This window comes from Pseudomonas monachiensis (genome assembly GCF_047345015.1).
GTDB classification, from domain to species: domain Bacteria; phylum Pseudomonadota; class Gammaproteobacteria; order Pseudomonadales; family Pseudomonadaceae; genus Aquipseudomonas; species Aquipseudomonas monachiensis.
The window spans coordinates 4,928,215-4,948,904 of the sequence record NZ_CP178857.1; the positions used below are offsets into that span (position 1 = coordinate 4,928,215).

The 20,690-nt window shown below is 61.7% G+C and carries 18 protein-coding genes; 7 read left to right on the forward strand and 11 right to left on the reverse strand.

All coding sequences use genetic code 11. From position 1 onward, the window contains the following. Positions 1-90: 90 nt before the first annotated feature. Genes ACMDB8_RS22040 through ACMDB8_RS22050 form a run of 3 tightly spaced genes read right to left on the reverse strand, consistent with a single transcriptional unit; the run spans position 91 to position 2,904 of the window. A complete protein-coding gene (locus tag ACMDB8_RS22040) occupies positions 91-840 on the reverse strand; it encodes an enoyl-CoA hydratase-related protein (protein ID WP_056726086.1) in 750 nt (249 codons plus the stop codon). A gap of 29 nt (positions 841-869) precedes the next feature. Further along, positions 870-1,805, reverse strand: coding sequence for an iron-sulfur-binding ferredoxin reductase (locus ACMDB8_RS22045; RefSeq protein WP_056726087.1), 936 nt, complete (start codon positions 1,803-1,805; stop codon positions 870-872). After that, positions 1,798-2,904 (reverse strand): GGDEF domain-containing protein, encoded by a 1,107-nt coding sequence (locus ACMDB8_RS22050; RefSeq protein WP_056726088.1) that lies wholly within the window; start codon positions 2,902-2,904, stop codon positions 1,798-1,800. Before ACMDB8_RS22050 ends, ACMDB8_RS22045 begins: the two co-directional genes overlap by 8 nt. 313 nt (positions 2,905-3,217) lie before the next feature. Here ACMDB8_RS22050 and ACMDB8_RS22055 point away from each other — a divergent pair, with 313 nt between their 5' ends. The 6 genes from ACMDB8_RS22055 (at position 3,218) to ACMDB8_RS22080 (ending at position 11,092) form a co-directional block, all read left to right on the forward strand. Next, the gene (locus tag ACMDB8_RS22055) at positions 3,218-4,741 is read left to right on the forward strand and encodes a fumarate hydratase (protein ID WP_056726089.1); all 1,524 of its coding nucleotides are present in this window, start codon (positions 3,218-3,220) and stop codon (positions 4,739-4,741) included. A gap of 144 nt (positions 4,742-4,885) precedes the next feature. Continuing rightward, the gene (locus ACMDB8_RS22060; RefSeq protein WP_409078385.1) at positions 4,886-6,652 is read left to right on the forward strand and encodes a sensor histidine kinase; all 1,767 of its coding nucleotides are present in this window, start codon (positions 4,886-4,888) and stop codon (positions 6,650-6,652) included. Further along, a complete protein-coding gene (locus tag ACMDB8_RS22065) occupies positions 6,646-7,977 on the forward strand; it encodes a sigma-54-dependent transcriptional regulator (RefSeq protein ID WP_056726092.1) in 1,332 nt (443 codons plus the stop codon). The genes ACMDB8_RS22060 and ACMDB8_RS22065 overlap by 7 nt, the downstream gene beginning before the upstream one ends. A 255-nt stretch (positions 7,978-8,232) precedes the next feature. Continuing rightward, on the forward strand, positions 8,233-9,552 hold the full coding sequence (locus tag ACMDB8_RS22070) for an MFS transporter (protein ID WP_056726093.1): 1,320 nt from the start codon (positions 8,233-8,235) through the stop codon (positions 9,550-9,552). Positions 9,553-9,985: 433 nt separating this feature from the next. Next, entirely contained in the window at positions 9,986-10,219 is a 234-nt protein-coding gene (locus tag ACMDB8_RS22075) for a hypothetical protein (RefSeq protein WP_056726094.1), read from the forward strand. 249 nt (positions 10,220-10,468) lie between these two features. Next, positions 10,469-11,092, forward strand: a complete 624-nt coding sequence (locus ACMDB8_RS22080; protein WP_223541147.1) for a flavin reductase family protein — start codon at positions 10,469-10,471, stop codon at positions 11,090-11,092. A gap of 3 nt (positions 11,093-11,095) precedes the next feature. On the opposite strand, the gene ACMDB8_RS22085 is transcribed toward ACMDB8_RS22080, so the two are convergent. Together ACMDB8_RS22085 and ACMDB8_RS22090 are read right to left on the reverse strand one after the other, a co-directional pair. Continuing rightward, positions 11,096-11,326, reverse strand: a complete 231-nt coding sequence (locus ACMDB8_RS22085; RefSeq protein ID WP_223532182.1) for a hypothetical protein — start codon at positions 11,324-11,326, stop codon at positions 11,096-11,098. A gap of 41 nt (positions 11,327-11,367) precedes the next feature. Beyond that, on the reverse strand, positions 11,368-11,721 hold the full coding sequence (locus tag ACMDB8_RS22090) for a putative quinol monooxygenase (protein ID WP_056726097.1): 354 nt from the start codon (positions 11,719-11,721) through the stop codon (positions 11,368-11,370). Positions 11,722-12,152: 431 nt separating this feature from the next. Between ACMDB8_RS22090 and ACMDB8_RS22095 the strand changes: the two genes are divergently transcribed. Continuing rightward, the gene (locus tag ACMDB8_RS22095; protein ID WP_056726098.1) at positions 12,153-13,082 is read left to right on the forward strand and encodes an AraC family transcriptional regulator; all 930 of its coding nucleotides are present in this window, start codon (positions 12,153-12,155) and stop codon (positions 13,080-13,082) included. A 153-nt stretch (positions 13,083-13,235) separates the two neighbouring features. On the opposite strand, the gene ACMDB8_RS22100 is transcribed toward ACMDB8_RS22095, so the two are convergent. From ACMDB8_RS22100 to ACMDB8_RS22125, 6 genes are all read right to left on the reverse strand, one after another. Next, positions 13,236-14,291 carry an ABC transporter ATP-binding protein gene (locus ACMDB8_RS22100; RefSeq protein WP_008052508.1) on the reverse strand — a complete coding sequence of 352 codons (1,056 nt, stop codon included), beginning with the start codon at positions 14,289-14,291 and terminating at the stop codon, positions 13,236-13,238. Positions 14,292-14,309: 18 nt separating this feature from the next. After that, complete coding sequence (locus ACMDB8_RS22105; RefSeq protein ID WP_223541148.1) at positions 14,310-15,155, reverse strand: ABC transporter permease; 846 nt, start codon at positions 15,153-15,155, stop codon at positions 14,310-14,312. Beyond that, positions 15,152-16,060: an ABC transporter permease gene (locus ACMDB8_RS22110; RefSeq protein WP_056726100.1), complete on the reverse strand. Its 909-nt coding sequence runs from the start codon at positions 16,058-16,060 to the stop codon at positions 15,152-15,154. Before ACMDB8_RS22110 ends, ACMDB8_RS22105 begins: the two co-directional genes overlap by 4 nt. 147 nt (positions 16,061-16,207) lie before the next feature. Beyond that, positions 16,208-17,311 (reverse strand): extracellular solute-binding protein, encoded by a 1,104-nt coding sequence (locus ACMDB8_RS22115; protein WP_007978499.1) that lies wholly within the window; start codon positions 17,309-17,311, stop codon positions 16,208-16,210. 217 nt (positions 17,312-17,528) lie between these two features. Continuing rightward, positions 17,529-18,977: an aldehyde dehydrogenase family protein gene (locus ACMDB8_RS22120; protein ID WP_223541150.1), complete on the reverse strand. Its 1,449-nt coding sequence runs from the start codon at positions 18,975-18,977 to the stop codon at positions 17,529-17,531. Beyond that, positions 18,974-20,611, reverse strand: coding sequence for a 5-guanidino-2-oxopentanoate decarboxylase (locus tag ACMDB8_RS22125; protein WP_056726102.1), 1,638 nt, complete (start codon positions 20,609-20,611; stop codon positions 18,974-18,976). Before ACMDB8_RS22125 ends, ACMDB8_RS22120 begins: the two co-directional genes overlap by 4 nt. Between the last annotated feature and the right edge of the window lie 79 nt (positions 20,612-20,690).

The following is a 20,690-nucleotide window of genomic DNA, read 5'->3' on the forward strand; positions in this document are numbered from 1 at the left end:
GGTTTTGTGTTGGTCACATGATTTGTGAACAACCCCGGTCAATGTGGGAGCGGGCTTGCCCGCGAAGAGGCCGGTACAGTCAGCGAAAAATCAATGCCGCTTGATGAACCCCGTCAACGCCGCCAACGCTTCCGGCGACCGCAGCCGCTGGGTAAACAACGCCCCCTCCTCCTCAATCACCTTGCGCAACAGCTCCCGGTCCGGCGCCTTCATCAATTGCTTGCTGATGCGCACCGCTTCCGGCGGCAGCGACTCGAAGCGCAGGGCCATCTCCCGCGCCTTGGCCAGGGTCTCTTCGCCACTGCCCAGCGCCTCGCAGGCAATGCCCCACGCAGCCGCCTGTTCACCACTGAAACTTTCACCCAGCAGCAACAACTCCGCCGCCTTGGCCTGCCCAAGCAGACGCGGCAGGATCAGGCTGGAGCCGAACTCCGGGCATAGGCCAAGGTTGACGAACGGCATGCGCAGGCGGGCGTCGCGACTCACGTAGACCAGATCACAATGCAGCAACATCGTCGTGCCAATGCCCACCGCCGCTCCGGCCACGGCAGCGATCACCGGTTTGCGGCATTCGAGCAGATTGTGCATGAACCGGAATACCGGGCTGTCGAGTCCATTCGGCGGTTGCTGGATGAAATCGGCGATATCGTTGCCGGCGGTGAAGCATTCGGCAGAGCCGGTGATCAGCACGGCGTTGATCCCGGGGTCGCTGTCAGCCTGTTGCAACGCCTCGGCCAAGTGACTGTACATGGCGCGGGTCAGGGCGTTTTTCTTGTCCGGGCGATTCAGGCGCAGGGTCAACAGGCCGCGTTCGCGTTCAACTTGGATGGCATCGGTCATGGCAGGTCTCGCGTCTGAAAAGTCAGCGCTCAACCACGGGGCAGGAACACATCGGCCAGCAGTTGATTGCGCGGCAATCCCGCCAGGTACAGGCGCCGGGCAAAGGCGTCGACACTGTCGGGGGCTCCGCAGAGTAAGGCCAGGGTTTGCCGGGAAACAAGGCGCAGTTGCGCCAAAGCCGCAGGCAACTCGGCCGGGGTCCACAGTTCGACGCTCAGGTTCGGACGGCTGGCGGCCATGGCTTGCAGGGGTTTGGCCAGGTAGTGTTCATCGGCATCATGGGCCAGGTGGATGACGCGGATAGTGCCCTGGTGATTCTGACGCAGCGCTTCGCGCAAGACACCAAACAATGGCCCCAACCCGGTGCCGGCCGCCATCAACCACAACGGCCTGGTGTGCCAGTCAGGGTCGTAATGCAAGGCACCGCCGCGCAGTTCACCGAGACGGATCGGATCGCCGATGCGCAATTGCCTGGCGGCATCGCTGAATTCCCCGGGTTTGCGGCAATCGAGATGAAACTCCAGAAAACGATCTTCCTGCGGCAGGCTGGCCAGAGAATACGGCCGCGCCACACTGCCCGCCCACAACACCAGGTGTTGACCGGCGCTGTAGCGCAATGGTCGCTGGGGGATTACCCGCAAGCGCAGCACCGTGGTACTCAGCCAATCGATCGCCGCGACTTCGGCCGGATGACCATCGGTTTGCGGATCGAAGGCGTGCACCTGCAAGTCCTCGACCACCTGGCACTGGCACGCCAGTCGCCAGCCCTGTTCACGCTGCCGGGCACTCAGGGCATCGGGGCGGCTGTCGCTCGGCAGCCCCCGCACACACTGCACCAGGCACGCATGGCAACTGCCGGCGCGGCAACTGTAAGGCACTGGCACGTCGTTCTGGTTCAGCGCGTCGAGCAGATTGCTGCCCGCCGCCACCGACCATTGGCGCTCGCCAACCCGCAGCTCAGGCATCGACGTTCTCCCACGCTGCCGCGCACCGGTTGCGGCCATCACGCTTGGCACGATAAAGCGCCTGATCGGCCCGTTGCAGAGCGTCATCGAGGTCGTCGCCCAATTCCAGCAGGGTCATGCCGGCGGACAGGCTGAGGCTGCGTACATTCAGACCAATCAGCTCGACATCGGTGAACGCGATGCGCAGCCGTTCGCAGCACGAAGTCAGACTGTCGGCATCGCAATCGGGCAGCAGCACCACGAACTCTTCACCACCGTAGCGGGCCAGAACATCGCCGTCGCGCAGGCACGCGCTGGCAACCCCGGCAAAGGCTTGCAGCACCTGATCGCCGGCGGCATGGCCGTGCAGATCGTTGATGCGTTTGAAATGGTCGAGGTCGATCAGCGCCAGGCCATGCATGACACCCGGGTCCATGGCGTTCAATTCGCGGGAAGCCAGGCGCAGGAAATGCCGGCGATTGAACAGACCCGTGAGTTCATCAGTGGCCACCAGGTCTTCGAGCTGGCGCATCATCCCGCGCAACGTGTCCTGGTGCGCCTGCAAGGCAAAACGCCGCTGGCGCATTCGCTGTCGCGAAGCCTGGACATAGCGGGCATACAGCACCAGCCACACCAGCACGATGAACAGCACACAGACCTGCAACAACGCCATGGCCGGGTCGGGCAGCTGTAAGTGGTAACCCTCCCACAGCGTGATTGCACTGAAACTGAAAAACACCAGCAGCGCGCATCGTACTAAAGACCGGCGTGACAGATGGAACAGGCCGAACAGCAGGATCAGCACGTAAAACACCAGGAACGCACCCCGGGCTTCGTCCAGATGGGCAATCAGCCAGGTTTGCCAGCCCAGCCCCAGCAACACTTGCACCTCGGTCAGGCTGGGGTCGGCGAAGCGCAGATTGCAGCCGCTGTAGAACACCGCGAACAGGATGGCCTGGTTGATCACCACCAGTGCGCTGCCGATGGCGACACTGGAAAGCGGTGCATCGTAGTGACCGGTAAAGAATGCCAGCCACAGCAACAGCAATGCCAAGGCATAGGTGCCGGCCGCGAGGGCGAAACGTTTGAGCAACAGGCGCTGGATGGCGTTATGGGTCAATCGTTGACTCACCAGATGAAAGGAGACTGACAGAGCGTCCTACTCTACAGACCGCATGTCACTTTAGTTGCGTGACCGATAAATGACCATTCAATTTTCGGGATGGGCAAGGTCGTCTCGCTTGCAGGAGCTTATGCGACCAACGATTGACTGCCGGCGCGTGTGCCGGCCTTTGATGCGCGGTATACTGCCGCGCCTTTTTAGCGTCGCGCCAGCTTGCCCGGCGTGCCTTGAAAGGTGCTTGCAACCGACCGATGCACCCAAGCTGCAAGCACCTTATTGAATGTTCCCGTCTTTTAGAGGAGCGCGACTCATGACCGTGATCAAGCAAGACGACCTGATTCAGAGCGTTGCCGACGCCCTGCAGTTCATTTCCTACTACCACCCCGTGGATTTCATCCAGGCGATGCACGAGGCTTACCTGCGCGAAGAATCGCCAGCGGCCCGCGACTCGATGGCACAGATCCTGATCAACTCGCGCATGTGCGCCACCGGCCATCGTCCGATCTGCCAGGACACCGGCATCGTGACCGTATTTGTCCGCGTGGGCATGGACGTGCGTTGGGATGGCGCCACCATGAGCCTGGACGACATGATCAACGAGGGCGTACGTCGCGCCTACAACCTGCCGGAAAACGTCCTGCGCGCTTCGATCCTCGCCGACCCGGCAGGCGCTCGCAAGAACACCAAGGACAATACCCCGGCAGTCATCCACTACTCCATCGTTCCGGGTAACACCGTGGAAGTGGACGTGGCGGCCAAGGGCGGCGGTTCCGAGAACAAGTCGAAGATGGCCATGCTCAACCCGTCCGACTCGATCGTCGACTGGGTGCTGAAAACCGTCCCGGAAATGGGCGCCGGCTGGTGCCCACCGGGCATGCTCGGCATCGGCATCGGCGGCACCGCCGAGAAAGCCGCAGTGATGGCCAAGGAAGTGTTGATGGAATCCATCGACATTCACGAGCTCAAAGCCCGTGGCCCGCAGAACCGCATTGAAGAAATGCGCCTGGAGCTGTTCGAGAAGGTCAACCAACTGGGCATCGGCGCCCAGGGCCTCGGTGGCCTGACCACCGTGCTTGACGTGAAGATCATGGACTACCCGACCCACGCCGCTTCGCTGCCGGTGTGCATGATCCCGAACTGCGCCGCCACCCGTCACACGCACTTCGTGCTCGACGGTTCCGGCCCGGTTGCCCAGGAAGCGCCACCTTTGGACGCCTACCCGGAAATCGTCTGGGAAGCCGGTCCGTCGGCCCGTCGCGTCAACCTCGACACCCTGACCCCGGAAGACGTGCAGAGCTGGAAGCCGGGCGAAACCGTCCTGCTCAACGGCAAGATGCTCACCGGTCGCGACGCGGCGCACAAGCGCATGGTCGAGATGCTGAACAAGGGCGAAACCCTGCCGGTCGATCTGAAAGGTCGCTTCATCTATTACGTCGGCCCGGTTGATCCGGTGCGCGAAGAAGTGGTTGGCCCGGCGGGCCCGACTACCGCCACGCGGATGGACAAGTTCACCCGTCAGATCCTCGAGCAGACAGGCCTGCTGGGCATGATCGGCAAATCCGAGCGCGGCCCTACCGCGATCGAAGCGATCAAGGACCACAAAGCCGTTTATCTGATGGCTGTAGGTGGCGCGGCTTACCTGGTGGCGCAAGCGATCAAGAAATCCCGCGTGGTCGCTTTCGCCGAACTGGGCATGGAAGCGATCTACGAGTTCGACGTCAAAGACATGCCTGTGACCGTTGCGGTCGACAGCAAGGGCGAGTCGGTACACATCACCGGTCCTGCCATCTGGCAGAAAAAGATCAGTGAAAGCCTGGCGGTGGAAGTGCAATAAACGGCACTCAGCTCCGCTGAAAAAACCGGTTTGTCGGCAACGACAGACCGGTTTTTTTTCGGCCGGATATCTGTACTCCGGCGAGAGCAGACCGCCCTTCGCATGCTATGGTGCCTTCCCCCATTTTGGCCTGTTGTTCACTGCATGTTGACGACCTCCCGCCCCCTGCGCCTGGCGCTCTACACCTTATTGATCATCGCCGGTGCCGCCATCGCCGCCACCCTGGCGATGCGCCACACCGTGCGCCAGTCAATGGTCGAGGACGCGGCTCGCGCCAATCAGCAACTGGCGCTGTATGCCACATCCCTGCACACCCTGATCGAACGTTACCGCGCCCTGCCCGCGGTGCTGGCGCTGGACCCGGAGCTGCGCTCGGCGCTCAAGGGGGCGGTGAGCCCCGAGCAACAGGATGCGCTGAACCGCAAACTGGAAAAGATCAACGGCGCCGCCGAATCCTCGACCCTGGAACTGCTCGATCGCACCGGTCTGGCCGTAGCCGCGAGCAATTGGCGTTTGCCCAGCAGTTATGTCGGCCACAACTACGGTTTCCGTCCCTATTTCAACCAGACCCGTACCCAGGGCACCGGTCGCTTTTATGCCGTGGGGGTGACCAGCGGCATTCCCGGCTACTTCCTCTCCAGCGCGGTCAGCGATGACGACGGTCAGTTCCTCGGTGCCATGGTGGTGAAACTGGAGTTCCCCGAACTGGAACGCGAGTGGCGTCAGGGCAGCGACACCTTGCTGGTCAGCGACGCACGTGGAATCATCTTCATCGCCAACCAGCCGGGCTGGCGCTATCGCCTGCTCAAGCCGCTGAGCGACAGCGACCACGCCGAACTCAAGACCACCCGCCAGTACGACAAGCAGCCGCTGACGCTACTTGAGTTTCAATCGTTGCGGCGCTTCGATGACAACAGCGACCTGGCTCGGGTCGATGGCCCGGACGGCAAGGCCGATTACCTGTGGGAATCCCTGCCGCTGAGCACCGAAGGCTGGACGCTGCACCTGCTGCGGCGTCCGCAAGTTGCCTTCGAAGACAGCCGCAACGCCGCCCTCGCCGCGGCCGGGCTATGGCTGACCCTGGTGTTCCTGCTGCTGTTTCTCAATCAACGCTGGCGCCTGGCCAAACTGCGTCAACGCAGTCGCGAAGAACTCGAGCAGCTTGTAGAAGAGCGTACCCGCGACCTGCGCACCGCTCAGGAAGGCCTGGTGCAATCGGCCAAACTCGCCGCGCTGGGGCAAATGTCCGCCGCCCTGGCCCATGAGATCAACCAACCGCTCACCGCCCAGCGCATGCAACTGGCGACCTTGCGCCTGTTGCTCGACCACGGTCGAGTCGATGACGCCTACAAGGCGCTCAAGCCAGTGGATGAAATGCTCACCCGCATGGCGGCCCTCACCGGCCATCTGAAAACCTTCGCCCGCAAAAGCCCCGGCGGTTTGCGCGAACGCCTGGACCTGGCGGCGGTGGTGGATCAGTCGCTGCAACTGCTCGACACCCGGTTGCGCGACGAACAGGTCAGCACCGTGCTGCACCTGACCCGCCCGGCCTGGGTGCGTGGCGATGCGATTCGCCTGGAACAGGTGCTGATCAACCTGCTGCGCAATGCCCTCGATGCGATGCAGGATAAACCCTGCAAACGCCTGGAAATCCGCCTCGAAGCCGACGAACAATTGTGGCGCCTGAGCGTGATCGACAACGGTGGCGGTATCGCCGAAGAGAACCTGCCCAAGGTCTTCGATCCGTTCTTCACCACCAAGCCGGTGGGCGATGGCCTGGGGATCGGGCTGGCCGTGTCCTTTGCCATCGTTCATGAATCCGGCGGGCGCCTGACTGCCGACAATCATGACAAAGGCGCCGTGTTTACCATGACTTTGCCCATCGACCTGGAGGTGCATGAACCATGCTGAACTCAGTGATCGTGGTCGACGACGAAAGCAGCATTCGCAGTGCCGTCGAGCAATGGTTGAGCCTGTCGGGTTTCGAGGTGCAGTTGTTCAGCCGCGCCGACGAGTGCCTGGCGCAGTTGCCCAGGCATTTTGCCGGGGTGATTCTCAGCGACGTGCGCATGCCCGGCATGACCGGCCTGGAACTGTTGGCCGAGGTGCAACGCCGGGATGCCGATTTGCCGGTGATCCTGCTGACCGGCCACGGCGATGTACCGATGGCCGTCGAGGCCATGCGCGACGGTGCCTACGATTTCCTCGAAAAACCTTTCAGCCCGCAAACCCTGCTCGGCAGCCTGCGCCGCGCCCTCGACAAGCGCCGGCTGGTGCTGGAGAACCGCGCGCTGCACGAGCAGGCGGACAACCGTGCCAAACTGGATGCCACGCTGCTTGGCGTGTCCCGGGGCTTGCAGACCCTGCGACGGCAAGTTCTGGACCTGGCAGCATTGCCGGTCAACGTGCTGATTCGCGGCGAAACCGGTAGCGGCAAGGAACTGGTCGCGCGTTGCCTGCACGACTTCGGGCCGCGGGCCGACAAGCCCTTTGTCGCGCTCAACTGCGCGGCCATTCCCGAGCAATTGTTCGAGGCCGAGCTGTTCGGTCACGAGAGCGGCGCGTTTACCGGTGCGTCCGGCAAGCGCATCGGCAAGCTCGAGTACGCCGACGGCGGCACGCTGTTTCTCGATGAAATCGAAAGCATGCCCCTGGCCCAGCAGGTGAAACTGCTGCGGGTGTTACAGGAGCAGAAGCTTGAACGGCTGGGCTCGAACCAGAGCATCCGCGTGGATTTGCGCATCATTGCCGCGACCAAGCCGGACCTGCTCGACGAAGCGCGGGCCGGACGTTTCCGCGAAGACCTGGCCTATCGTTTGAACGTCGCGGAACTACGTCTGCCGCCCTTGCGCGAACGCCGTGAAGACATACCCCTGCTGTTTGAATCCTTTGCACAAAACGCCGCCGAACGCCTGGGACGCAAGTTTCCACCGTTGAGCGGTGCCCAGTTGAGTCACTTGCTGAGCCACGACTGGCCGGGCAACGTGCGCGAACTGGCGAACGTCGCCGAGCGTCAGGTATTGGGGCTCGGTGAGCCGGAGCCCTTGGGCATCGAGCCCGGCCAGTCACTGGCGGCGCAACAGGAAGCGTTCGAAGCGCAATGCCTGCGTGCGGCATTGACCCGGCACAAGGGCGATGTGAAAGCGGTGCTCGAAGAACTGCAACTGCCGCGCCGGACCTTCAATGAAAAGATGCAGCGGCATGGTCTGACCCGGGAGATGTTTTTAAGCGAGTAGCCCTCAAAATCAAAAGATCGCAGCCTTCGGCAGCTCCTACCGATGAACGCGATGTCCCTGTAGGAGCTGCCGAAGGCTGCGATCTTTTCAGCGGATTTCCGCTCACGCAAACATCCTCATAGGCGGATTTCCGCTCAGCCAAACATCCTGCCCCCTCTAAACCGGCCCTCTCCCCGTTGGCACAGCTCCTGCTATAGCCCTGGCAGGCTGCGTTTATTCGCGCTCCACAAAAACAATTAAATGAAGGATCCTTCAATGGATAACTCCAACGCCCTGCCCCTTGGGTCGGCTGCCACGCCGGCTAAAGAAAGAACCACCGCCAGTCGCATCAAATCGATTTTCAGCGGTTCTGTCGGCAACATGGTCGAGTGGTACGACTGGTACGTCTACGCCGCCTTCTCCCTGTACTTCGCCAAGACCTTCTTCCCCAAAGGCGACACCACCGCACAACTGCTCAACACCGCCGCGATCTTCGCCGTGGGCTTCCTGATGCGTCCGATCGGTGGCTGGCTGATGGGTCTGTATGCCGACAAGGTCGGGCGCAAAAAGGCCCTGATGGCCTCGGTGTACCTGATGTGCTTCGGCTCGCTGCTGATCGCCCTGAGCCCGAGTTATGAAGTCATCGGCATCGGCGCACCGATCCTGCTGGTGTTCGCGCGCTTGCTGCAAGGCCTGTCGGTGGGTGGCGAATACGGCACCTCCGCCACTTACCTCAGCGAGATGGCAACCAAGGAGCGTCGCGGTTTCTACTCCAGCTTCCAGTACGTGACCCTGATCTCCGGCCAGCTCATCGCTTTGGCGGTGCTGATTGTCCTGCAGAACTTCCTGACCACCGAGGAGCTCTACGCCTGGGGCTGGCGCATCCCGTTCGCCATCGGCGCGCTGTGTGCCGTGGTTGCGCTGTACCTGCGTCGCGGCATGGAAGAGACCGAGTCCTTCACCAAGAAAGAAAAAGCCAAGGAAAGCGCGATGCGCACCTTGATGCGCCACCCGAAGGAACTGATGACCGTGGTTGGCCTGACCATGGGCGGTACGCTGGCGTTCTACACCTACACCACCTACATGCAGAAATACCTGGTGAATACCGTCGGCATGAGCATTTCCGACTCCACCACCATTTCCGCCGCCACGCTGTTCCTGTTCATGTGCCTGCAACCGATCATCGGCGGGCTGTCGGATAAAATCGGTCGCCGGCCGATCCTGATTGCCTTCGGCATTCTGGGCACGCTGTTCACCGTACCGATCCTGACCACCCTGCACACCATTACGACCTGGTGGGGCGCGTTCTTCCTGATCATGGCGGCGCTGATCATCGTCAGCGGCTACACCTCGATCAACGCGGTGGTGAAAGCCGAACTGTTCCCAACCGAAATCCGCGCCCTGGGCGTCGGCCTGCCGTACGCACTGACCGTCTCGATTTTCGGCGGCACCGCTGAATACATCGCGCTGTGGTTCAAGAGCATCGGCATGGAGACGGGTTACTACTGGTACGTTACCGCGTGCATTGCCGTGTCGTTGCTGGTGTACGTCACCATGAAAGACACCCGCAAGCATTCGCGGATCGTCACTGACTGACAGATAGATCGAAGCTGGCAGTACTGGCCTCTTCGCGAGCAAGCCCGCTCCCACATTCGACCGCGTTCCTTCTGGAACAACCCGGTTAAATGTGGGAGCGGGCTTGCTCGCGAATGGAGCCGACTCGACATCAAGTCAGTTCGGCCGGAGCCCGGATTGGCGTTGCGGCAGTGAAAATGGGTAAGGGCTTCATGAAAAACCTGTCACCCAGGTAAAAGAGCCGATTAATCACGCGTTAATGCTCGCCGCCCAACCTTTAACGGCCTGATCGATTCATTGCGATGTGCTCACTCAGTCCTTGAAAGCGAAAAAGCCTGACGACCTTAACATCCAATTAATCGATCAGTAGCAGGATTTAATTGCGAAATTTAATCGATTTATCTGGCGTCTTGGCTTTTTTCCACTAAACGCCAACGAGACGGGAGTCACCACCATGAAAACCAAACTGATCCTTGCCCTGGCCCTTTCCGTACTGGCCGCCAACACGTTCGCCGCCGATGGCTACGACAAAACCGGCTCGGCCTCTTTCGGCTCCGATGCCAGCGCTGCCATCGAACGCAGCCACTCGGGCACCTATGCCTCGGACGGCTTCGATAAAACCGGCACCGCGGACGCTGTCGCTGCCGACGGTTTCGACAAAACCGGTAGCGCTGAAGCTATCGGCTGATCGTGGAGGGAAGCTCACGGCCCGGCTTCGGCCGGGCTTGGTCGTTTTTGGGGGCCACAAAGTCTGGTAATCACATAAAACCTGTGGGAGCGAGCTTGCTCGCGATGACTGACATTCAGTCGACATCCATGCTGAATGTCAGTCCGCAATCGCGAGCAAGCTCGCTCCCACAGGGTTGCGCATGACTGGAAATCAGCGTCTGGCCCTAGCACTATGGTCGATCTTCAAATGCTGCCTTCTGGAAATCCCATGCCCGACGACATCCACTTCTACGAACCCGCCAACGGCCACGGCCTGCCCCACGATCCGTTCAACGCCATCGTCGGCCCGCGCCCCATCGGCTGGATCTCTTCACAGGACGCCGAGGGCCGCTTGAACCTGGCGCCCTACAGCTTCTTCAACGCCTTCAACTACATCCCGCCGATCATTGGTTTTTCCAGCGTCGGGCGCAAAGACAGCCTGAACAACATCGAACAGACCGGCGAGTTCGCCTGGAACCTGGCCACCCGGCCGCTGGCCGAGCAGATGAACCAGAGCTGCGCCATGGTCGGGCCTGAGGTCAACGAATTCGAACTGGCCGGGCTGACGACCGCTGCCTCGAAGGTCATTCAGGTGCCGCGGGTGGCAGAGAGCCCGGTGTCCTTCGAGTGCAAGGTCACGCAGATCATCCAGTTGCAACGGGCGGACGGCAACGTGGTGCCGAGCTGGCTGATCCTCGGCGAAGTGGTCGCCGTGCATATCGCCAAATGGCTGTTGAAGGATGGGGTATACGACACCGCCGCGGCAGAACCGATTCTGCGCGGCGGCGGGCCGGCGGATTATTTCCAGCTGGGGCCTGAGGCGTTGTTCAAGATGTACCGCCCGGGGCGGTGAGAATCACCAGAGCAGGTCGGTGTTTTCCTTGACGTCCTTGAGGCGGGTCAGCTCCTTGGCGGCCGCATCATCGGCCTCGTGAGCGGTCTTGAAGATCTGGCCTTCCAGCACTTTGTGAAAACGCGGGGCGCCGGCACCACCCAGCGCTTTGACGGCGATAGCGGCGTGGTAACCACCCTCGCCCGGTACTACAGCGGAAACAGCTTCGAAGTGATCAAAGGCTTTACGTGCCATGTCGCGCATCCTGGCTGATTGAGAATGCCGTCATTAAACCCTCAACCGGCCAGTTTGTGTACCGCCACTTCGGACTGTCCCAGAGCCTGCGCCGCCGAGACATCCTTGAAGGTGTGGAAGTCCAGGCTGTTGACCACCAGCTCCTGCACCAACTCGGCAAAAATCTCCATCGCCGGCGTGTTGAAGTACGCGGTCATAGCCTGTTGATTGCTCCAGAAACCGGACACCAGCCACAACTGCGGATCGCATTGCGAATGCTGCAAGGAAAAGCTCAGGCAGCCTGGCGCTGCACGGGACGGTTCGATCAGGGCGCTGAGGCGCACACCGAGTTCCGCCGAACGCCCGGCGCGCGCTCGAACGAAGGCCATATGACTGACGGGGATTTGCGTGGACATGTTCAACCCTCCCGGGGAGTCGCGTGGCAGCCAGGGGACGGGCTGCGACAGGATCAAAGGTTAAGGGTCGCGACGCCTTTCTCGTTAGTCGATTCCTGCCGGTGCGTTGCACAATCCTGCGAAACTGCATGACAAGCCTGTAACAAGCTGTAAAACACTGTCACGGTTCTGCCATACGAGCTTTGTGTAGGAGCTGCCGAAGGCTGCGATCTTTTGACTTTCACTTTCAAAATCAAAAGATCGCAGCCTTCGGCAGCTCCTACGGGGTTATCGGCGTTAGTTCAAGCGCGCCTGTGCGTTGGCCGTGCTTGGGTACGAAACCAACCCCAGGCAGAATCAGGCAAGCATCCGGCAGGATGTGTCTACCGCTGCCGCTTGCACAAACTTATGCTCTGCACCACTCCCTCCATGCCTTGCCGAGGATGCCTCGCATGTCGTCGCTCGATCACTTTCAAGCCCCGCTGGACACCGACATGGAAAAGCAGCGCGCGGAACTGGCGGCCATCATCCGCCGCAACACCGCCGAAGATGGCAGTTATGCCACGGCCATCGGCTCGCTATTCATGTCCCGCCACAGCCAGTCCCACGAGTTCGCCCCGGTTCTGGCGCAACCGGCGCTGTGCATCATGGCCCAGGGGCGCAAGGAAGTTCAGTTGGCCAACGAGTACTTCAACTATGACCCATTGAACTACCTGGTGGTCTCGGTCTCGATGCCGCTCAGTGGACGGGTGGTGGATGTCTCGCCTGAGGAACCGATCCTGGCCCTGCGCCTGGACATCGACCCGACGGAAATCACCGCACTTATCGCCGACGCCGGCCCCCTCGGCGTGCCCACCCGGCCGGCCGGGCGCGGGCTGTATGTCGAAAAACTCGACACCGCGATGCTTGATGCGGTGCTGCGTCTGGCACGGTTGCTGGACACGCCGAAAGACATCGCCATGCTGGCGCCGCTGATTCGCCGGGAGATCCTCTATCGACTGTTACGCAGCAAACAGGGACATAGGCTGTACGAAATCGCCATCGCCAACAGTCAGAGCCATCGCATCAGCCAGGCGATCAAATGGCTCAACGGCAATTTCGAACAGCCGTTGCGCATTGATGATCTGGCCAAGGAAGTGAACCTGAGCGTGTCGACGCTGCATCATCGTTTCAAGGCGATGACGGCGATGAGCCCGTTGCAGTATCAGAAGCAGCTGCGCCTGCAGGAAGCACGGCGGCTGATGCTGGCCGAAGGGCTGGAGGCTTCGGCGGCAGGGTATCGGGTCGGGTATGAAAGCCCTTCGCAGTTCAGCCGGGAGTACAGCCGATTGTTCGGGGCTCCGCCGTTAAGGGATCTGGCGCGGTTGCGGTTATCGGTTTGAGCTTGTTTCTTTGCAAGCAGTGCCGGCCTCATCGCGAGCAAGCTCGCTCCCACATTGGATCTCCTGCGAACACAATACTTGTGAACACTTCAGATCTACTGTGGGAGCGAGCTTGCTCGCGATGAGGCCAGCACAAACAGCATCAAATCCGGATCAAGCCCCAAGTACCCGGCAAGCCTCCACCGGCAAGGTCACCGACACCGGATGCCCAACGCTCAAGCCAAAGCCCTGGCACGGCGTGCTCAGCGCGGTAAAGGACACCCCTGAACACTCCACCGTGGTCTCGATAGTCGCGCCGATATCGCGCACGAAGGTCACTTTGCCCAGCAGGCGGTTGCCCGCCGTCGCTTGTGGCGCTGACAGTTGCAAGTCTTCCGGGCGAATCAGCATCTTCACCTTTTCACCGACCACGATGCTGCTGCAGATCGGTACTTGCAGCGCATCGCCGCCCGGCAGGCTGACCTTGCCGTTACCCAGCGCCGTGGCCGGGAAAATGTTGCCCGAGCCGATGAAGTCCGCGACGAACTCGTTGGCCGGGTGCCGGTAGATCTCGATCGGCGTACCCACCTGCTGCACCTTGTGTTCACCCAATACGACCACGATATCGGCCATGGTCATGGCTTCACGCTGGTCGTGGGTCACCATGATGGTGGTGATGTTCAGGCGTTGTTGCAGTTGACGGATTTCCACCTGCATCGACTCGCGCAGCTTGGCGTCCAGCGCTGACAGCGGTTCGTCGAGCAGGAGGATTTTCGGGTGTGAGGCAATCGCCCGGGCAATCGCCACGCGCTGGCGTTGGCCGCCGGACAGCTTGGCCACCGGGCGATTGATCATCTGCTGCAGCTGGATCAGTTCCAGCAATTCCACCACCCGCGCCTGTTGGTCAGCCTTGCTGACTCCACGCAGTTTCAGCGGATAGGCGATGTTCTCCCCGACTGTCATGTGCGGGAACAGCGCCAGGGACTGGAACACCATGCCGAAGTTGCGCAGGTGCGCCGGGGTGTTGCCGATGTCTTCGCCATCCAGGCGGATCTCGCCGCCGGTCAGGGTTTCAAGGCCGGCGATCATGCGCAGCAAGGTGGTTTTGCCACAACCCGAAGGGCCGAGGAAACACACCAGTTTGCCCTCGGGCAAATGCAGGTTCACATCCGTTACCGCGCAGGCCGAGCCGTAATGTTTCTCGACGTTTTCCAGAATCAGACCAGACATGTGAATCACCTCAAGAAATCAGAACGAAACGCCACCTTCACCAACCAGCTTCTCCAGCGCCCAGATCAGGACGAAGTCGATCAGCACGATCAGCACGGCAAACGAAAATACGGTTGGGTCGAGCGAAGACACGGTGCGGCTGTACATCCAGATCGGCACGGTCATGACGTCGATGGTGTAGAGGAAGTAGGTCACGGTGAATTCGTTGAACGAGACGATGAACGCCAGCAGCATGCCCGCCAGAATCCCCGACTTCATCAACGGCACCACCACATCGACAATCGCCCGCAGCGGTGAAGCGCCGAGCATTTGCGCGGCCTCTTCGACTTCGCTGCCGATGGAAAGCATCGCCGCCGTGCAGTTCTTCACCACGAACGGCAACGCGAGGATCACGTGGGCAATCACCAGGCGCGAGGTGGTCATGTGGAACGGCAGGCTGTCGAACACCAGCAGCAACGCCAGGCCCAGCACCACCATCGGGAACACCAGCGGCAACGACATCAGTTGCAGCGCCACGGCCTTGCCACGGAACTCGCAACGGGTCAGCGCGTAGGCCGCCGGCACCGCGATGATCGTGGCGAAAACCATGGTCAGGCACGACACCAGCAGGCTGGTGCTCATGGCCTGGCCGAGGCTCAGGACGTCACTGGCGTCCGGCGACACGAAGGTGTGCCAGGCGGCCTTGTACCATTGCAGGCTGTAGCTGCTCGGCGGGAAATCGAGGTTCGACGCACCGCTGAACGACATCACGATCATGGTCAGAATCGGCAACACCGCCAACAGCAGGATGAAGCCCGAGAGGATGCCGGCAAACTTGCCGGTATCACCCGGCAACAACTGGCGCTTCTTGATCAGGGTACTCATTGCGAAGCCTCCAGCATGCGGCGACGGCGGCCAGTGATGTATTCGGACAGGGTCATGATCGCGAGGGTGGTGACGATCAGCACCACACCGGCAGCGGATGCGGCGGGCCAGTTCATCAGCGGGGCGATCTGGTCATGCACCATCACCGCCAGCATCGGCACGCGCCGGCCGCCGAGCAGCAAGGGCACCACGAAACTGCTGGCGTTGTAGGCGAACACCAGGGTCGCGCCGGTAATGATCCCCGGCAGGCTCATCGGCAACACCACTTGGCGGAACACTTGGAAGCGACTGGCGCCAAGGGTGGCGGCAGCTTCTTCGTAACTGCGGGCGACGCCGCGCATGGCGCTGGCAATCGGCAACACGGCCAGCGGGAAGGCGGTTTGCACCAGGCCCATCAACACGCCGTTCTGGTTGTACAACAGCATGATCGGGCGCTTGATCAGGCCCAGGCCCATCAGTGCCTGGTTGAGCATGCCGCCAGGGCCGAGGATCACCAGCCAGCCGTAGCTTTGCAGCAACAGGTTGACCAGCAAGGGCAGCAACACCGCCGCCAGGAAGATCCGCCGCACGAACGGTGAGGTCAGGCGCGACATGGTGTAGGCCACCGGGATCGCCAGGATCACTGCGATCACCGCGCTGATCAGCGCCAGGCGCAGGGTCAGCATCAGCGACTTGAGGTAATAGGGTTCCAGCAACTGGGCGTAACTGGCCAGGCTGAACCCGGACCATTCCGCGCCCTTGGTGCCCACGCTCATGCGCAGTACCAGCAGGCTCGCGGCGATCAGCACGCCGAGAAACAGCATCGACGGCGTGAGGAAAAGCCAGGCGCGCGTCGTTGGCGAAACACCCCGAGCGGCGCGCACGGGGGCGGCACTCACCGGATGAGTCAGAGGTTGGTGTTCCATAGCAAAGGGTCTCGTCAATGGAAGATCAGAAATATCAGCCTGTACGGCCCCCCTGTAGGAGCTGCCGCAGGCTGCGATCTTTTGATCTTTTTCAGAGCTACCGAAGAGCAGGATCTAAAGATCGCAGCCTTCGGCAGCTCCTACGGATCAGGAAGAAAAGATTTCCGTGTAACGACGAATCCATTGGTCATGCACAGTCGCCAGGAAGGCGTTGTCGTGCATGATCGCTTTCTCGGCAATCTGCTCCGGCGTGAGGATGTACGGGCTCTTGCGTGCTTCGGCGGAGATGATCGCCTTGGCGTTGACCGGGCCGTTGTAGATGTCTTCAGCCATCTTGCCCTGCACCAGCGGGTCCAGGGAGTGGTTGATGAAGGCGTAGGCCATATCGGTATCGCCCGGACGGTTCTTCGGCATCACCGACAGCATCAGGTCGGTGTAGAAACCTTCCTTCATGCCGAACGTGGCGCCCAGGCCGTAGTTCGGGTCGCGGATCTGTTTCGGGAAGAAGGCCGGTGCGTACAGGCCACCCATGTCCAGGGAACCGGTGCGGAACAGTTCGGCGATCTGGTTCGGGTTTTCGCCCAGGGTCACCACACGATCTTTCAGCTCGGCGAGTTTCTTGAAGCCAGGCTCGATGTTGTGTTCGTCACCACCGGCCAGTTTGGCGGCAATGATGATCAGGTCCATGGCCTCGGTCCAGTTCGGCGGCGGCAGGAAGATGTTCGGCGCCGCGTCGGCATCCCACAGGGAGGCGTAGCTGGTCGGGGCTTCTTTCTGGGTGCGGGTGCTGTAGACCAGGCTGTTGCACCACAGCAGGTAACCGATACCGTGGCCATTGGCGCCGGTGCGGTATTTCTCCGGTACATCGACGAGGTTGGGAATGCGGTTGAGGTCGGGTTTTTCCAGCAGGTTGGCGGCGGCCAGACCTTCGGCGCCGACGCCTGCCAGGGTGATGATGTCGTACTGCGGACGATCACCGCCGGCCTTGAGCTTGGCGACCATTTCCGAGGTACTGCCGGTGCGGTCGGCGATGACCTTGCAGCCGTACTTGTCTTCGAACGTCGCGGCGATGTTGCGTAGCGCAGCCAGGCCGGTGTCATCGGACCAGGTCAGCAAACGCAGGGTCTTGCCGGCAAAACGTGTGTCGCTGGCATTGGCCTTGATGAACGGCATGCTCATGGCTGCCGCTGCAACCGAGGCTACGCCTACGGTCTTGATAAATTGACGTCTGTTCAGATCATGCTCGCCCATTACGGACTCCCTTTGTTTTTGTAGGTATAAGGCAGGTCGAAACTGTTGCATCCGCGCGACCGGACCAGCGTTAGCCCTCGTATTTTCGGGGGCTTGGCTGAGCCAGCGAGTTCATCCTGAGGTCGTGTAAAACACCTGACTATCGATAAAAACTCATTGAAGCCATGACGCCAGCGCATGCCTCAACGCGAGGCATGCACTCACCTTTTTCGTGCCTTCAGACGGCCCGGATCACGTGTTTGATTTCCTGGAAAGCCTGCAAGCCCCACGGCCCCAATTCACGGCCGATGCTGCTCTGCTTGTAGCCACCCCAGGCGGTCTGCGGGAAGATCACCTGCGGCGCATTGATCCACACAAGCCCCGCCTGCAAAGCGTTGGCGACACGGTCAGCGGTCTGTGCATTGCGTGTCACCACACTGGCGACCAGGCCAAACTGGCTGTCGTTGGCCAGGGCAATCGCCTCGGCTTCAGAGGCGAAACGGCGTACGCAGATCACCGGACCAAAAATCTCTTCATTCCACAGCGCACTGCCCTGGGGCACGTCGGTAAACACCGTCGGCTGCAAAAAATATCCGCGCGGCAGGTCTGCCGGGCGATTGCCACCGCAAACCAGCTTGGCGCCGGCACTCAAACCGCGATCGATGTGACCGAGCACGCGCTGGTATTGCGCCTGATTGACCAGCGCGCCCATTTCCACGTCCGGGTCGAACGGGTCGGCCACGCGAATGGCTTCGGCACGGGTCTTCACTCGGCTCAGGAATTCATCGGCCAGTTCATCGGCGACCAGCACGCGGCTGGTGGCGGAGCACATCTGCCCGGCGTTGAAGAAACCACCGCCACAGGCCACTTCCACCGCCAGGTCGAGATCGGCATCGGCCAGTACCAGCAGCGAGGATTTTCCGCCCAGTTCCAGGCTCACGCCCTTGACGGTTTCCGCCGCCCGCTGCATGACCTGCACGCCGACCGCATTGCTGCCGGTGAAGGAAATTTTCGCGATGCGCGAGTCAGCCGACAGGGGCGCGCCAACCGCAAGACCGGTGCCGCACACCAGGTTGAACACGCCTGCCGGCAACCCGGCTTGCGCGATGATCGCTGCCAGTTCCAGCTCCGGCAGCGGCGTCACTTCCGAAGGCTTGAGCACCACGCAGCAACCGGCGGCCAGGGCCGGGGCGAGTTTCCACGCGGTGGTGACCATCGGGAAATTCCACGGCACGATCAGGCCGACCACACCGCACGGCTCGCGGCGCAAACGTGCGCTGAAGTCGTCGGTCGGCAGTTCTATCGCGCTGTCTTGTTTGGCATCCAGCCCTTCGGCGAGACCGGCGTAATACTCGAAAGTGGCGATCACGTCATCGACATCAATCGCGGCTTCGAACTGCGGCTTGCCGTTGTTGCTCGACTGCAAGTGCATCAGCTTTTCACGATTGGCCTGCACCCCCACGGCGATTTTGCGCAGGATCGCGCCGCGCTCGGCGCCCGTGGTTTTCGACCAGTCGGCGAACGCCTGGGTCGCCGCGCTCACCGCGTGGTCAACGGCGCGCTCATCGCCGCCATTGACGGTGGTCAACAGGGCTTCGGTCGCCGGGTTGATCACCCGCAGGTGTTCGTTGCCGGCCGACCATTGGCCGTTGATGTACAGGCCATCCAGGGTCGTAGGGAAAGTCATTTCGACACCGCCTGCATCCACTGGGTCTGGTCGATTTCAATCAGGGTCGGGCCCTGGCGATCGGTAGCCACACGCAATGCGCCACGCAGTTGCTCGACACTGCTGACCGCTTCGGCGGCGCAACCCAATGCCTTGGCCACACCGATGAAGTCCGGGGTGTAGATGTCCACGCCCACCGGCTCGATGGCACGGTTGACCATGTACTTCTTGATCTCTTCGTAGCCCTGGTTATTCCACAGCAGCACGATCACCGGGGTGCGCGCTTCAACGGCGCTGGCCAGTTCCGGCAGGGTGAACTGCAGGCCACCGTCGCCGATCAGGCACACCACCGGAGGCCGCGCACCACCTTCGACGCTGCCACCCAACCAGGCGCCAATCGCCGCCGGCAGGGCGTAGCCGAGGGTGCCGTAACCGGTGGACGAGTTGAACCAGCGACGCGGACGCTCCGGGTTGAACGTCAGGTTGCCGGTGTATACCGGTTGGGTCGAGTCGCCGACGAACACCGCGTCCGGCAATTCCTGCAGAACGGTTTCGAGGAAGCGGGTCTGGGCGAGGGTCGGTGCATCCCAGGTCGCGGCCAGGTCTTCACGCAGACGGGCGGCACGTACCTGGCCCCAATCGTTGCGGCGCTCGGCCAGGGATTTGTGTGACAGGGCGCTGAGCAAAGCCTGGGCGGCGTTGCGCGAGTCGGCCACCAGTGCCACGTGCGGCGGGTAGTTGCGCACGGTCTGGTCCGGGTCGATATCGACGCGCAGCAACTTGCCAGGAATTTCGAAGCCACCGGCGAAGGTCACGTCGTAGTCGGTTTCGGCCAGTTCGGTGCCGATGGCCAGTACCACGTCGGCCTCGGCAACCAGTGCACGGGTGGCGACCAGGCTCTGGGTCGAGCCGATCAGCAGCGGGTGGCCGGAGGCGAGCATGCCCTTGGCATTGATGGTCAAGGCGACTGGCGCGTCCAGCAATTCTGCCAGCTCAGTCAACTCGACGGCCGCGTCGATGGCGCCGCCACCGGCGAGGATCAGCGGACGCTTGGCACCGGCCAGCAATTCAGTCATGCGCGACACGGCGCTCGGCGAAGCGCCAGCGCGGTCGATATTGACCGGCAGGCTGCTGAGCAAGTCGTCGGCTTCTTCAACCAGGACATCCAGCGGAATTTCAATGTGCACCGGACGCGGACGACCCGCCTGGAACAGCGCGAAGGCGCGGGCCAACACACCCGGCAGCTCGGAAGCCGACATCAGGGTGTGGGAGAACGCCGCGACACCGGCACACAGTGCGCCCTGGTTCGGCAACTCATGCAGCTTGCCGCGACCGCCGCCCAACTGGCTGCGCGATTGCACGCTGGAGATCACCAGCATCGGGATCGAATCGGCATAGGCCTGGCCCATGGCGGTGGTGATGTTGGTCATGCCAGGGCCGGTGATGATGAAGCACACACCCGGTTTGCCGCTGGTACGGGCGTAGCCGTCGGCCATGAAGCCGGCGCCCTGCTCATGACGCGGCGTGACGTGGTTGATGCTCGAACGGGCCAGCCCGCGATACAGCTCCACGGTATGCACCCCCGGAATGCCGAACACCTGCTCGACCCCGTAGTTTTCGAGTAACTTGACCAATACTTCGCCGCACGTCGCCATGTCTTTGCCCTTTTTGTTCGTTTGAGACGCCGGGCGTGCGCTGTGTTTATGATGGATTCGCAGGCCCGGGAATGGCCTC

Coding starts and splice junctions, on each gene's coding strand:
- ACMDB8_RS22090 (WP_056726097.1), bottom strand. CDS start 11,721: ATGTCCACGCAAATCCCCGTCAGTCATATGGCCTTCGTTCGAGCGCGC.
- ACMDB8_RS22095 (WP_056726098.1), top strand. CDS start 12,153: ATGTCGTCGCTCGATCACTTTCAAGCCCCGCTGGACACCGACATGGAA.
- ACMDB8_RS22060 (WP_409078385.1), top strand. CDS start 4,886: ATGTTGACGACCTCCCGCCCCCTGCGCCTGGCGCTCTACACCTTATTG.
- ACMDB8_RS22110 (WP_056726100.1), bottom strand. CDS start 16,060: ATGGAACACCAACCTCTGACTCATCCGGTGAGTGCCGCCCCCGTGCGC.
- ACMDB8_RS22120 (WP_223541150.1), bottom strand. CDS start 18,977: ATGACTTTCCCTACGACCCTGGATGGCCTGTACATCAACGGCCAATGG.
- ACMDB8_RS22045 (WP_056726087.1), bottom strand. CDS start 1,805: ATGCCTGAGCTGCGGGTTGGCGAGCGCCAATGGTCGGTGGCGGCGGGC.
- ACMDB8_RS22115 (WP_007978499.1), bottom strand. CDS start 17,311: ATGGGCGAGCATGATCTGAACAGACGTCAATTTATCAAGACCGTAGGC.
- ACMDB8_RS22040 (WP_056726086.1), bottom strand. CDS start 840: ATGACCGATGCCATCCAAGTTGAACGCGAACGCGGCCTGTTGACCCTG.
- ACMDB8_RS22085 (WP_223532182.1), bottom strand. CDS start 11,326: ATGGCACGTAAAGCCTTTGATCACTTCGAAGCTGTTTCCGCTGTAGTA.
- ACMDB8_RS22080 (WP_223541147.1), top strand. CDS start 10,469: ATGCCCGACGACATCCACTTCTACGAACCCGCCAACGGCCACGGCCTG.
- ACMDB8_RS22065 (WP_056726092.1), top strand. CDS start 6,646: ATGCTGAACTCAGTGATCGTGGTCGACGACGAAAGCAGCATTCGCAGT.
- ACMDB8_RS22075 (WP_056726094.1), top strand. CDS start 9,986: ATGAAAACCAAACTGATCCTTGCCCTGGCCCTTTCCGTACTGGCCGCC.
- ACMDB8_RS22070 (WP_056726093.1), top strand. CDS start 8,233: ATGGATAACTCCAACGCCCTGCCCCTTGGGTCGGCTGCCACGCCGGCT.
- ACMDB8_RS22105 (WP_223541148.1), bottom strand. CDS start 15,155: ATGAGTACCCTGATCAAGAAGCGCCAGTTGTTGCCGGGTGATACCGGC.
- ACMDB8_RS22125 (WP_056726102.1), bottom strand. CDS start 20,611: ATGGCGACGTGCGGCGAAGTATTGGTCAAGTTACTCGAAAACTACGGG.
- ACMDB8_RS22100 (WP_008052508.1), bottom strand. CDS start 14,291: ATGTCTGGTCTGATTCTGGAAAACGTCGAGAAACATTACGGCTCGGCC.
- ACMDB8_RS22055 (WP_056726089.1), top strand. CDS start 3,218: ATGACCGTGATCAAGCAAGACGACCTGATTCAGAGCGTTGCCGACGCC.